Source organism: Marinobacter manganoxydans MnI7-9 (genome assembly GCF_000235625.1).
GTDB classification, from domain to species: domain Bacteria; phylum Pseudomonadota; class Gammaproteobacteria; order Pseudomonadales; family Oleiphilaceae; genus Marinobacter; species Marinobacter manganoxydans.
In genome coordinates, this window is record NZ_AGTR01000016.1 from 23,563 (window position 1) to 36,888 (window position 13,326).

The 13,326-nt window shown below is 59.5% G+C and carries 11 protein-coding genes; 1 reads left to right on the forward strand and 10 read right to left on the reverse strand.

Annotated elements, in window-relative coordinates; genetic code table 11:
• Nucleotides 1–176 precede the first annotated feature (176 nt).
• The 10 genes from purD to KYE_RS04760 form a co-directional block, all read right to left on the reverse strand.
• Nucleotides 177–1,463 (reverse strand): phosphoribosylamine--glycine ligase, encoded by a 1,287-nt coding sequence (purD, locus tag KYE_RS04715; RefSeq protein ID WP_008170931.1) that lies wholly within the window; start codon nucleotides 1,461–1,463, stop codon nucleotides 177–179.
• 12 nt (nucleotides 1,464–1,475) lie between these two features.
• Nucleotides 1,476–3,056, reverse strand: a complete 1,581-nt coding sequence (gene purH / locus KYE_RS04720) for a bifunctional phosphoribosylaminoimidazolecarboxamide formyltransferase/IMP cyclohydrolase (RefSeq protein WP_008170932.1) — start codon at nucleotides 3,054–3,056, stop codon at nucleotides 1,476–1,478.
• A gap of 84 nt (nucleotides 3,057–3,140) precedes the next feature.
• Nucleotides 3,141–3,458 (reverse strand): DNA-binding transcriptional regulator Fis, encoded by a 318-nt coding sequence (gene fis / locus KYE_RS04725; RefSeq protein ID WP_008170934.1) that lies wholly within the window; start codon nucleotides 3,456–3,458, stop codon nucleotides 3,141–3,143.
• Complete coding sequence (gene dusB, locus KYE_RS04730; protein ID WP_008170935.1) at nucleotides 3,455–4,453, reverse strand: tRNA dihydrouridine synthase DusB; 999 nt, start codon at nucleotides 4,451–4,453, stop codon at nucleotides 3,455–3,457. Before dusB ends, fis begins: the two co-directional genes overlap by 4 nt.
• 224 nt (nucleotides 4,454–4,677) lie before the next feature.
• Nucleotides 4,678–5,934, reverse strand: coding sequence for a DUF3426 domain-containing protein (locus KYE_RS04735; RefSeq protein ID WP_008170936.1), 1,257 nt, complete (start codon nucleotides 5,932–5,934; stop codon nucleotides 4,678–4,680).
• A 61-nt stretch (nucleotides 5,935–5,995) separates the two neighbouring features.
• Nucleotides 5,996–6,892: a 50S ribosomal protein L11 methyltransferase gene (prmA, locus tag KYE_RS04740; RefSeq protein WP_008170937.1), complete on the reverse strand. Its 897-nt coding sequence runs from the start codon at nucleotides 6,890–6,892 to the stop codon at nucleotides 5,996–5,998.
• Between the two features lie 2 nt (nucleotides 6,893–6,894).
• Nucleotides 6,895–8,241 carry an acetyl-CoA carboxylase biotin carboxylase subunit gene (gene accC / locus KYE_RS04745; RefSeq protein ID WP_014578428.1) on the reverse strand — a complete coding sequence of 449 codons (1,347 nt, stop codon included), beginning with the start codon at nucleotides 8,239–8,241 and terminating at the stop codon, nucleotides 6,895–6,897.
• An 18-nt stretch (nucleotides 8,242–8,259) separates the two neighbouring features.
• Nucleotides 8,260–8,727: an acetyl-CoA carboxylase biotin carboxyl carrier protein gene (gene accB, locus KYE_RS04750; RefSeq protein ID WP_008170940.1), complete on the reverse strand. Its 468-nt coding sequence runs from the start codon at nucleotides 8,725–8,727 to the stop codon at nucleotides 8,260–8,262.
• Between the two features lie 27 nt (nucleotides 8,728–8,754).
• Complete coding sequence (gene aroQ / locus KYE_RS04755) at nucleotides 8,755–9,195, reverse strand: type II 3-dehydroquinate dehydratase (protein ID WP_008170941.1); 441 nt, start codon at nucleotides 9,193–9,195, stop codon at nucleotides 8,755–8,757.
• Nucleotides 9,196–9,511: 316 nt separating this feature from the next.
• On the reverse strand, nucleotides 9,512–11,125 hold the full coding sequence (locus KYE_RS04760; RefSeq protein WP_008170942.1) for a diguanylate cyclase: 1,614 nt from the start codon (nucleotides 11,123–11,125) through the stop codon (nucleotides 9,512–9,514).
• Between the two features lie 198 nt (nucleotides 11,126–11,323).
• On the opposite strand from KYE_RS04760, the gene KYE_RS04765 reads away from it, so the two are divergent.
• Nucleotides 11,324–13,324, forward strand: coding sequence for an EAL domain-containing protein (locus tag KYE_RS04765; RefSeq protein ID WP_008170943.1), 2,001 nt, complete (start codon nucleotides 11,324–11,326; stop codon nucleotides 13,322–13,324).
• Nucleotides 13,325–13,326: the final 2 nt, after the last annotated feature.

Genomic DNA, 13,326 nt, shown 5'->3' on the forward strand with positions numbered 1-13,326 from the left:
CATTTGTTTTTCGAAATGTAAGTGACAATCATTACTATTACGTTCGGGCGAAACTTTACGGTTCCGTAACTATAAAGTCAATAGTCAGTGCTTATGACGCAGGCAGGTGTCAGGTCAGGCGAAGAAATCCCCGGTCGGCCGGGGATTGAGAATAGGATCGGATCGGTCGGCCAGGCTCAGTGGGTCTCGCGGCCGATGGCGCGGTGGCCGATGTCCTTGCGATAAAACACGCCATCCCACCGGATCCGGGAGGCCAGCTCATACGCACGCTTCTGTGCTTCGGTGACGGTATTGCCCAGAGCCGTGGCGCAGAGCACCCGACCGCCGTTGGTAACCACCTGGTCTCCGTTGAGACGGGTGCCGGCGTGAAACACTTTCTCGCCTTCGGTCTCGGTGTCCGGCAGGCCGGAAATGGCGTCGCCCTTGTTATAGCTGCCCGGGTAACCCCCGGCTGCCAGCACGATACCGACGGAGGCGCGGTCATCCCATTCGGAATCGCACTGGTCGAGCTTGCCGTCGATGGCCGCGTCGCAGAGTTCCACAAGGTCCGACTTCATCCGCAGCATGATCGGCTGGGTTTCCGGGTCGCCAAAACGGCAGTTGAACTCGATCACCTTGGGGGTGCCGCTGTTGTCAATCATCAGGCCGGCGTAGAGGAACCCCTTATAGGGATGGCCCTCGGCCGCCATGCCGCGCACGGTCGGATAGATCACTTCATCCATGATGCGCTGATGAACATCCGCGGTCACCACCGGGGCCGGCGAGTAGGCGCCCATGCCACCGGTATTGAGACCGGTGTCGCCGTCGCCCACGCGTTTGTGATCCTGGGAGGTGGCCATGGCCAGAACGTGCTCGCCATCCACCATCACGATAAAGCTGGCTTCTTCGCCTTCCAGAAACTCTTCGATGACGACACGGCTACCGGCATCACCAAACGCGTTCCCGGCCAGCATGTCGCGGATGGCATCTTCGGCTTCTTCCAGGGTCATCGCAACGATCACGCCTTTGCCGGCAGCCAGGCCATCGGCTTTGACGACGATTGGAGCGCCCTGCTGGCGAACATAGGCCAGGGCTTCGTCCACATCAGTGAAGTTGCCGTAGCCGGCTGTCGGGATTTTGTGGCGCGCCAGAAAATCCTTGGTGAAAGCCTTGGAGCCCTCAAGCTGGGCAGCGCCGGCACTCGGGCCGAAAACCCTCAGGCCACGCTGCTCAAATTTGTCGACGATGCCTGCAACCAACGGCGCCTCCGGGCCGACGATGGTAAGCCCGACATGATTGGTGGCGGCGAAGTTGGCGAGACCGTCCAGGTCCATCACGTCGATGTCGACATTTTCCAGGCCGGTTTCCCGTGCCGTGCCGGCGTTGCCGGGCGCCACGAAAACACGGTCTGCCTTGGGGGATTGCGCGGCTTTCCAGGCCAGGGCGTGTTCGCGGCCGCCGGAGCCAATAACGAGAATATTCATGGTGATAACCCCTCAGTGCCGGAAGTGGCGCATGCCGGTGAAGACCATCGCGATGCCGTGTTCGTTGGCCGCATCAATCACTTCCTGATCGCGCATGGAGCCACCAGGCTGGATGACAGCGGTGATACCAGCCGCCGCAGCAGCGTCAATGCCGTCGCGGAACGGGAAGAAGGCATCGGACGCCATGACCGACCCTTTCACTTCCAGGCCCTCGTCGGCGGCCTTGATACCGGCAATCTTCGCGCTGTAAACACGGCTCATCTGGCCAGCGCCGACGCCGATGGTGCGACCCGCCTTGGCATAGACAATGGCGTTGGATTTGACGTATTTAGCCACTTCCCAGGCAAACAACAGGTCGTTGAGTTCCTGCTCGGAGGGCTGGCGCTCAGTGACCACCTTGACGTCCTCCATGGCCACCATGCCCAGGTCCCGGTCCTGAACGAGCAGACCACCGGTTACACGCTTGTAATCCATGGAACGGGCACGGTCGCCGTCAAACTCGCCGCACGCAAGCAGACGCACGTTCTTCTTTGCGGCTACCAGTTCCACTGCTTCCGGAGCAACGGTCGGCGCGATGATCACTTCCACAAACTGGCGATCAATGATGGCTTTGGCAGTTTCCGCATCCAGCTCACGGTTGAAGGCGATGATGCCACCAAAAGCCGATGTGGGGTCCGTGGCGAACGCCAGGTCGTAGGCCTGACGGATATCGGCGCCGATCGCCACACCACAGGGATTGGCATGTTTGACGATCACGCAGGCCGGATCCGCGAAAGGCTTCACGCATTCCAGGGCGGCATCGGTATCGGCCACGTTGTTGTAGCTGAGCTCCTTGCCCTGAAGCTGTTTGGCCGTGGCCACGCAGGCTTCCTTGGGGTTGCGCTCGGCGTAGAATGCGGCGCGCTGATGCGGGTTTTCGCCATAACGCATGTCCTGGACCTTCACGTACTGGGCGTTGAAGGTGCGGGGGAAATCAGCGTTGTCGTTATCCGGCGTGCGGCCGCCCAGATAGTTGGCGATGGCGCCATCGTAGCCAGCGGTGTGCTCAAACGCTTTTACGGCCAGATCGAACCGGGTGCTGTAGGTCAGTTGGCCATCGTTGGCCTCCAGTTCCTTGAGGACCCGGCTGTAATCACTGGCGTTGACCACGATGGCGACGTCGTTGTGGTTCTTGGCAGCAGCGCGAACCATGGTCGGACCGCCGATATCAATGTTCTCGATAGCGGTCGCCAGATCACAGTCCGGCTTTGCAACGGTCTCCTCGAAGGGGTAGAGATTGACCACAACCATATCGATAGGGCTAATGCCATGCTCGGACATCACCGCATCGTCAGTGCCCCGGCGCCCGAGAATCCCGCCATGAATCTTCGGGTGCAGGGTTTTTACACGGCCATCCATCATCTCGGGAAAGCCGGTGTAGTCGGAGACTTCGGTTACCGGGATGCTGTTTTCTTTCAGGAGCCGGTAAGTGCCACCGGTGGAGAGCAGCTCAACGCCGCGTTCGGTCAGGGCACGGCCGAAATCGACGATGCCGGTTTTATCACTCACGCTGATCAAAGCGCGACGGACGGAGGTGTTAGCCTGGTTTGCCATGGGTCACTTTCTTCGCTGGAGATGAACGAATAAGGGCCTCGCGAATGGTGTCCGGGAGGCCCTCTTCAAATCAGGGTGTCTGGATTATAGCAGACCGTACTGCTTCAGCTTTTTGCGCAGGGTCCCGCGGTTCAGGCCCAGCATGGTGGAGGCCTTGGTCTGGTTGTTGCGGGTGTATTTCATCACCTGTTCAAGCAGCGGGGCTTCCACTTCGGAAAGCACCAGCTGGTAGACCTCGGTCACCGGAGCGCCGTCCAGTTGGGCGAAGTAGTTTTTCAGGGCGACCTCAACGCTGTCGCGCAGGGTGACGGTGTTGCCGCTGCTGTTCACCGTCTGCAACTGATGGATATCATCGTTGGCCGGGGTGCTCAGGTTGTCGTTTGCCAAAGTCTCAGCGCTCATGCTGCGAATACCTCTCCATTTCGTAAGCCTGCAAAATACCGTTGAATCGTGTCTCTCTGCTCCAGCGCATCGTCGATCGCGTTGAAGCGTTTGCGGAACTGTTTACCCGGATCGTGGGACTGCAGGTACCAGCCCACGTGTTTTCTGGCAATACGCACGCCCATGGTCTCACCATAGAAAGCATGCAACGCCTGGAGATGCTCGGTCAGAATTTCCTCGACCTCATCAAGCTCCGGTGCGGCCATGTGGCTACCGGTTTCCAGGAAATGCCGGATTTCCCGGAAAATCCAGGGGCTGCCCTGGGCAGCGCGGCCAATCAGCAGGCCGTCGGCGCCGGTATGGCGAAGGACGTCCCGGGCTTTCTCAGGCGATGTAACATCCCCGTTGGCAAACACCGGAATGCTGATGCGGGATTTCACATCGGCGATGGTGTCGTACTCGGCATTGCCCTCGTATTTGTCCGCACGGGTCCGACCGTGAATGGCCACTGCCTGAATGCCGGCATCCTCCGCCATTCGGGCAATAACCAGTGCATTGCGGTTTTCCCGGTCCCATCCGGTTCGCATCTTGAGGGTGACTGGGACATCAACCGCCTGAACCACCGACTCCAGAATGTCGCGAACCAGGGCTTCATCTTTCATCAGGGCGGAACCGGCGGCCTTGTTACAGACCTTCTTGGCCGGGCAGCCCATATTAATGTCGATGATCTGGGCGCCGAATTCCGCATTCTGACGGGCGGCATCGGCCAGCATTTGCGGATCGCCGCCGGCAATCTGCACCGAGCGGGGCTCAGGCTCGCCTTCATGGTTCAGGCGGGTCTGTGATTTGCGCGTATGCCAGAGTTTGCTGTCCGCTATGACCATCTCCGACACCGCCAGACCCGCGCCCAACCTCCGGCACAAAAGACGGAAAGGGCGGTCTGTCACGCCAGCCATGGGCGCAACAATCAAGGGGTTGGGCAAAGTGTACGGCCCGATTTTTGCCGTTGGCAGCATGATCTGAGTCCGTGTCACAGCGGGTTAAGCAAAGGTCGGGCTGAGCGGTTGTTCAATAAGTAACCGATCCAGCATCCGAAGGGCGGTAATGATACCGCCGGGTGGACAATGATTGAAGGGGCTGGGCGGTGAAAAAACTGATTATTTTTCGCCCTTTCTGGTTGACTTTTGTTCTGTACGATGACCGTCGGGAATGGCTGTCGAGTGAATACTTGCTTACGGCATCAGGGTGCGTGGGGGCGGAAGAGGATGTTGTAATTCACCGCGTCACGGCCCGGATCCCGAATGTTGATGGCAATGCGAACGGGAGTATCCGTGGGCATGGCGTCCAGCTCCCGACCTTCGCCGGCCAGGTACTCCTCAGGCGTGAACAGACTCTGTGCCACCACATCGCCATTCAGGTTGGAAAAGGTGAGGGCAATGGCGGGAAAGGGTTGCTCGAAGTCGGCCCGGTTAATGATCACGGCATCGACCACCAGTTGCGAGCGATTATCCGGATCGGTCCGCACCACCAGTTTCCGGCTCTGGATGGCTTCCACATTGATCAGCGGTTTGAGTTCGCAGCCGGCCAGTTCACAGCCTTTCTCATAGAAGGGGCGCAGCTCGGGGATGGCCGACAGTCGATCGAACTGGAACCAGGTTACCTGGGCGATCAGAACACCGATCAGACCCAGTACAATCACGCTCCACACGATCGTGCGGACGCCACTTCCACCGGAATCGACAGCAACCGGCTCCCGGCGTAGATCCCGGAAGGGCGGGTCGGCATGGAACGCGTCGGCCGGTCGCTCCGGCTCATCAAAATCGAAACCGGATTCGTCCACAAAGTCATCGAACGGATCAGAATCTTTGGCCGGCCCGGTCGCCGCGGAGGAGGGTGTTCCGGTCTGCTCAAACACCGGTTCTTCCTCCAGGCTCAGCTCAGGGCGAGGTGCTGGCCTCGGCTCCGGTTCGGGAGAGGTGTCTTCAGGTTCCGGTTCGGGGGCAGGCTCGGGGCGCTGGGGGGCAGAAGGTTTTCGGGATGCTGGCTCGTCATCCTGAAGAATGGCTTCGGCCCAGCTCTCATCGACTTGCTCATCGGGGCCGTCGGTGTCAGCGTCTTTGTAATCTGTTTCGTCGCGCTCATCAAAGCTGCGGAAACTATCGCTTAACTCGTCATCGGAGAAGGTCAGCTTGGTGCCGGCGTAAGGCCCTTCCGCCGCATCTTCTTCCGGGTTATCGGCGAAGACAAAATCCTCCTCGCTGACGCCGGAGCCGGAGATAGAGCCGGCAGGCGATGATGCACCTGCGGGTTGTGCCGGGGTGGCGGGGGTTCGTGGTTTCTCGCCACCGCCTGGGATAACCTGGTGCTCAATGGCATTGAACACCTTCATGCAGTTCCCGCAGCGCACTTTGCCCTTGGCAATGCCAAGCTGTTCTTCGGTTACCCGGAAGCGGGTCTGGCAATTCGGGCACTGTGTCTGCAGGCTGCTCTGGGTCATGCTTCTTCCTGAAAGCGACTAGGCTACGAGTTTCGGAGTTTAGTCGTTAAGACCGGTTTCGTCATCTGTCGTGGCGCCGTCCTGTGAGGCGTATCCACTCTTCCCGCTGCTCGGGCTCGTCCATGACGAACCATGGCTCATAGGCGGCCATTACTTCCCGGGCCTGGTTAGACAGGATGCCGGACAGCACCAGATCGCCGCCGGGCCTGGTCCGCGAGGCAAGATGGGGAGCAAGGCCGATCAGGGGCTGGGCCAGGATGTTGGCAAGCATGATGTCGGCTTTGGTCTCGGGCTCGTTGTCTGGCAGGAACAGGTCCAGCTTGCTGTCTTCGACACCGTTGCGGCGGGCGTTTTCCCGGCTGGCTTCGAGGGCCTGCGGGTCGGTATCGACACCAATCACATGGTCTGCGCCAAGGAGCAGGGCCGCAAGGCCGAGAATGCCGGAGCCACAGCCGTAATCGATCACCTGCTTGCCATGGGGATCCTGGCCATCAAGCCATTCGAGGCAGAGGGCCGTGGTTGGATGGGTGCCGGTACCGAAGGCCAGACCGGGGTCCAGCATCAGATTCGCCGCATCCGGGTCAGGTGCGTCATGCCAGCTCGGGACGATCCAGAGCCGCTCGCCGAATTTCAGGGGCTGGAAATCGTCCATCCAGGCCCGTTCCCAATCCTTGTCCTCAACCAGAGTGACGTCGATTTCCGGAAGGGCCTGCTGGGTTTGCTGGTGCCAGGCATCCCGGATATCGGCGCAGAGCTGCTCGATATCCCGGCCGGAATCGAACAGCCCGGTCACCGTTGTCTGGCTCCATAAAGGGGTGGTGCCGGGGTCCGGCTCATAGAGGGGCTGGTCGGCGGCATCTTCCATGGAGACGGCGTCAGAGCCCATCTCCATGAGCAGATCCTCCAGCTGATCCGCGTTGTCCGGATCAGCCGGGATCTGGAGTTGTATCCAGGGCATGATTAATCCCGCATCAGTTTCTCAAGGTAGTGGATGGTGAAGTCTACCTGTTTAAAGCCACCATCGCGTACCAGTTTCCGATGCAGCGGTTGATTGGTCTTGATGCCCTCGACCACCAGTTCGTCCAGCGCGTTCTTCATCCGGCGCCGGGCAATGTCCCTGTCGTCGCCCCAGGTGATCAGTTTGGCCACCAGGGAATCGTAGTAGGGGGGAACCGTGTAACCGCTGTACAGGTGAGAATCCACCCGCACACCATTACCGCCCGGGGCATGGAAGTGTTTAACCTTGCCGGGGCTGGGGATAAAGGTTTTCGGATCCTCGGCGTTGATCCGGCACTCCATGGCGTGGCCGGAAATCCGGATGTCGTCCTGGGTGTATTGCAGCGGAAGGCCGCTGGCAATGCGGAGCTGTTCGCGGACGATATCAACACCGGTGACCATCTCGGAGACCGGATGTTCTACCTGGACACGGGTGTTCATTTCGATGAAATAGAACTCGCCGTCCTGATACAGGAACTCGAACGTACCGGCGCCCACATAACCGATTTCCTTACAGGCATCGGTACAGGCTTTCAGGGTGCGTTCCCGGGATTCCGGATTGATGTTCGGAGCCGGTGCTTCCTCTATTACCTTCTGGTTCCGGCGCTGCATGGAGCAGTCGCGATCGCCCAGGTGAATGCAGTTGCCATGCATGTCGGCAAGTACCTGCACTTCCACGTGACGCGGGGCTTCCAGGAACTTCTCGAGGTAAACCGTCGGGTCGCCGAAGGCATTTTTGGCCTCGCTCTGGGTGATCTGGACACCCTTGAGCAGGGCCGCTTCAGAATGGACCACCTGCATCCCGCGGCCGCCGCCACCGGAAGCCGCCTTGATCATGACGGGGTAGCCAATTTCCTTGGCAATCCTCAGGGTCCGCTCTTCATCGTCGTCCAGCGGGCCATCGGAGCCCGGCACGGTCGGAACGCCGGCCTTGATCATGGCGTTGATGGCGGACACCTTGTTGCCCATCAGCCGGATAGTCTCGGCCTTGGGGCCGATGAAGCGGAACCCGCTCTTTTCCACCTGTTCGGCAAAATCGGCGTTCTCGGCAAGGAAGCCGTAGCCGGGGTGAATACCCACGGAATCGGTTACCTCGGCGGCGCTGATGATGGTAGGGATGTTCAGGTAGCTGTCGGTCGCGCTGTTCGGGCCAATACAGACAGACTCGTCGGCAAGCCGTACGTGCATCAGGTCGCGATCGACCTGGGAATGCACTGCCACTGTCTTGATGCCCAGCTCCTTGCAGGCGCGCAGAATCCGGAGGGCAATTTCACCCCGGTTTGCGATCAGAACTTTTTCTAACATGGCCATGAGTAGCTATCACCGCGTTCAGGAAATGACGACCAGGGGCTGGTCAAACTCAACCGGCTGGCCATTCTCGACCAGGATGTCCTGGATGGTGCCGCTCTTGTCGGCCTCAATCTGGTTCATCATCTTCATGGCTTCCACGATGCAGATGACATCACCCACATTGACGGTCTGGCCAACTTCCACAAACGCCTTGGCGGTGGGCGAGGGTGAGCGATAGAAAGTGCCTACCATGGGAGACTTCACGCTGTGTCCGGCCGGGGCCGCTGGCGCAGAGGACTCTTCCGAAGCCGGAGCGGACGCTGCCGGCGCCGGAGCTGGCTGCTGGGCAGGCGCTGGCGCAGGGTAGTGGCTCACGTACTGGGTGCCGGCAGCCGGTTCACGCCGGCGGGAGATGCGTACCGAATCGTCGGCCTCGTGAATCTCCAGCTCCTCGACGTCAGATTCCTCGAGCAGCTCAATCAGTTTCTTGATTTTACGAATATCCATAGTCAGTCCAGTCCCGTTTTGTCAGGTCTATCGGTGAATGCGTTTCAGGGCTGCCTGGAGTGCGAGGTCGTACCCCTGGCTACCCAGCCCACAGATAACGCCTTCGGCGATATCCGAGAAATAGGAGTGATGCCGGAACGGTTCCCGGGCATGCACGTTCGAAAGATGCACTTCTATAAATGGAATTCCCGAGGCCAGCATGGCGTCGCGCAGGGCAACGCTGGTATGGGTGAAGGCGGCGGGGTTGATGATGATGAAGTCCACGCCTTCCGCCCGGGCCTCGTGAACCCGCTCAATCAGTTCGTATTCGGCATTTGATTGCAGGTGCAGCAGATGATGCCCATGCTCTGCTGCCAGTGAGCGCAACCGGTCGTCGATGTCTGCCAGTGTCTCGTAACCATAGACCTCCGGCTCGCGGGTACCGAGCATGTTGAGGTTGGGTCCGTGGAGCACGAGAATTGTCGACATGGTTCTGTCTGCCTTGATGTCTTTTTACAGGATCGCCGATTTTAACGGCATGTTCCCCCAATGGTGCGTGCTTGTTTTGTTCAGATCAACACTTTTTGACAATCGTTCCTGTTGTCCATTGGTCGTAAAAAGCCGGCAAATGAATCGAAACGGGATCTTTCCGCTGATGACAATCATTGTCGTGAACGGCGGAACGAACTTCCATACGACGTTGGTTTCATAAAAGGTAGCAGCCGGGCAGTGACTGAGCCATGCCCGACCGAAAATTGTCTGAAAAGTCTGGGGGGAGGGATTCGGGCCGCGGCACGGCCCGGATTCAGGAATCTGCCAGGGTTACGCAGTTGCGGCCAAGCTCCTTGGAGCTGTACAGCGCACGGTCGGCCCGCTCGCACAGTGCCTGGGAAGTGTCGTCGTCCCAGGCTGCGATGCCACAACTGAAGGTGACATTGAATTCCCGGTCGCCGGCCGGTTGCTGCAACTCGGAGAATCGCTCCCGGATTTCATTGAGAACGTTCCGGGCATCGCTCGGACGGGTGTTGGGCAGGATGATGGCAAATTCCTCACCACCGTAGCGTCCGATGTGGTCGGTCTTGCGCAGGCGTTGTTTGAGGAACATCGACAGGCTGCGCAGTACCCGGTCGCCGATCGGGTGGCCAAAGGTATCGTTCACCTTCTTGAAATAGTCGATGTCGATCATCGCAAAGCACAGCGGCTGTTGTTTCTGGCGCGCCCGCACGATCTCCTGGTCCAGCAGGTGGAGGGTGTGGGTGTGGTTGAACAGGCCCGTCAGGCTGTCGCGAATCATCAGGGCCAGCAACGAGCGGGCGCGTCGCCCGCGATTGTGGATCGTGGCAATCAGGTGTTTCGGGTCGATCGGTTTGGTCAGGAAGTCGTCGCCGCCCAGGCTCATGGCATGGAGCTGTTTCGTCACGTCTTCCTCGGCCGAGAGGTAAATGATGGGCACGCTGTGAAAACGGTCCTGCTGGCGGATCACCCGGGCGATTTCCATGCCCGTACAGCCCGGCATATACATGTCCAGGATGATGATCTCCGGCGAGAACTCCTCCAGGGCGTGGATGATCTGCATCGGGTCGGTGATGATGTGGGCGGTCATACCCGCTTTCTTCAAAACCGTTTCCATATATTTCGCCTGGGCCCGGGAATCATCCAGAACCAGGACCTTGTAGGGCTCCACGGTGTTGCCGTGGGTGTAGGTCTCGATCTTTTCGATCAGTTGCCCCGGATCGACAGCAGGGTAGAAGAACTCTTCCCCGCCGCAGCGGGAAGCCTGCAGACGGGTCTCGATAGAACCGTCCTCGTCACTCATGAAAATAATCGGAATCGGCGTATCGTGTCGTTCCTGCAGGCGTTCGATGGTGGTAATGCCGGCATTGGGCGAGCCGCCAAAATTGACGTCTACCAGGATGGTTTCCGGCTTGTGCAGTGCGCAGGCTTCGGTCAGTTCATCGGCATTGGCAAAAGCGGATGCCCGGAAGCCGAAGAATTCCAGCTGCCGGATCAGGCGGGCTGCCATTTCCTGGTTGGCCAGGGCAATGTAAACCGGGGTTCGACGAAATTGGTGGGGCGCTTCAGAACTGTTGAGGTCGGTCCTGCGCAGAGTGCTCTGGGACAAGGTCTCGATGGCATCCTGCAGTTGTCGCTCGAGGCTCTCGTTCAGGGCAGATCCGGGTTCCCACTGGTTGATCAGCGCCAGCGTGGTCTGACCGGCCCGGGCGTGGCTGTCCATTTCAAACCGCTGGGCGTAGCGCACCAGTTTGTCCGTAGCCGCGGCGAACTCGTTGCGGTGGGCCGAAGCCTTGTCCCGGTCCTCGTGAATTTTCTGCCAGGTATCCAGAACAACCCGGGCCTGGGTTGTCACACGGCGTGCGAAATGCTGCCTGAGTTTTTCTTTCTGGCTTTCGTCGTTCATGTTGCTCGGGCCTGTCTCTTTTTCATTATTGGTCGTCCTTTCCCGGTGTGGACGATTTTTCAACCTTAGTCCTTTTGCAGAGTCTATAGTGTTTAATGTTGTCGGCGTAGGTTGCGCTATGTAAATGTTTGTCAACTCTGCGGTGCAGGTCACAAACACCTGGCCGGCTGGCTCACAGCCAATGCGGAGAAGCTCCCCATGGCACGGAAGCACATCCCCCTGAAGCAGACGCAACAGGGTGCGGTCACATTGCGAACCCTGCTTCTGGTGTTGACCGGAAGTCTGCTGGTTACCCTGTTGGTTGCGGTGTTTATCACCAGCTACGGTTATTTCCGGGACTATGTCTCGGATCAGCTGGCAGGTCATGCCCGTGACGGGGCCACGGCCATCGGGTTGTCCCTGTCCAATGCCATCGACGGCCGCGATCCGGTCGCCTCCGCCTCCCTCATTGATGCGGTGTTTGATAGTGGCCGCTACCTGTCAGTCAGCTATCTGAATCATCAGGGCGAGCAGGTTGCCGGTCGGGCCATGACGCTCAATAAAGTGGCTGTCCCCGCCTGGTTCCGCGACCTCGCAGATCTTCCGCTGCCAGTTGCCGAGGCAGAAGTCGTCCGTGGCTGGAGCCGTCTGGGAACCGTGCAGGTAATCAGCCATCCCGGTCGCGCCTATGAGGACCTCTGGCGAATCACCGTCGGGTTGACTGCCAGTACTGCCGTCATCGGGGGGATTGGACTGTTTGCGGTTTTCCTTCTGCTTCGTCGTACCCTGCGCCCGCTTCATGCACTGGAGGATCAGGCAAAGGCCCTCGGGCAGCGGGATTTCAGGAGGCGGGTCTCTATCAAGTCGACCCGCGAGATCAATCAGGTGACCGACGCCATGAACCGGATGGCGGATGACCTCGGCCAGCTCTTCGAAGGCCAGGCGAAACTCATTCAGCACCTGCGCCGGGTAAACAACGAGGATTCGGTCACCGGGCTGGCCAGCCGGAGTGCCTTCGACCAGCGCCTGAAGGTGGAGGTGGAGTCCGAGGAAAAGGCGGCACCCGGAATTCTCATGCTGATTCAACTGGCCGACTTTTCGGGATATAACCAGGCCTATGGCCGGAGCGAGGCCGACCGGTTGCTGCTGAGGGTAGCAACCTGGATTGGCGAATTCGTCATGCAGCATGCCGGGTCGTTTGCCGGGCGCCGAACGGGCGCCGAATTTGCCATTTTTCTGCCCGGTGCGATGCCGGCTGATGCCGGTGTCTGGTGTCGTCAGTTGGTCACGGACCTCGATGGGGTCTATGCAGATCTTGCTTCGCCGATGGACACCTCTGTTCATGCCGGGCTGGCGAGAACCCTTGAGGGGCGTGGTGCCCGGGATCTGATGGCGGCCGCGGACGAAGCATTGCGCGCTGCCCAGAGCAGGGCCGAGAGTGGCTGCCATCTGGCTGACCCTGAGAAAGACGGCCATCACAACCTCGAAACCTGGCGGGTGATTATCAGTCAGGCGATCCGCCGGCAGGCCCTGTCGCTGTGGCTCCAGCCTATGGTGAACGAGGGCCGGCTCATGCCGGTCTATCATCAGGTGTTTTCCCGGATCGATTCCGCCGAAGGGGCCTTGAAGGCAGGCACTTTTGTACCAATGGCTGAGCGTTTCGGGCTGATCTCGGAACTTGATCGTCTGCTGGTCCAGCGGGTGCTCGATTGCCTGAAACAGAGCCCGGATCAGCCGCTGGCGGTCTCGCTTGGTAATGCCTCCGTGGCCAGCGAGGCATTTCGCACGGATTTGCTGGACCAGCTGCGGCAGGCTGGTTCGCCGGCAAGGAATCTCTGGATCGGTATTTCAGAACAGGCAATCCATCACCACCGGACCGCGGCGGGCCTACTGGTCCGGGCGTTGGGGCGACTCGGTGTTCCGGTACTGGTCGACCGCTTCGGGGTGGGAGGCGTACCGTTCAGTTACCTGAGAAATCTGAGGTTTCAGGCCCTGCGTATCGACAACAGCTTCATCCACAATATCGACACCCATGAAGATAACCGCTTCTACCTTGAGTCTGTGGTGGCCATCGCTCACAGTCGTGGCGTGAAAGTCTTCGCCACAGGAGTGGAAACTGCCGCGGAATACTCGGTACTCTGTAAACTGGGTATCGACGGGGCCATGGGTTACCATCTGGGCAGGCCGTTTGCCGCTGACAATCAACAGACAGGGGATTAAAA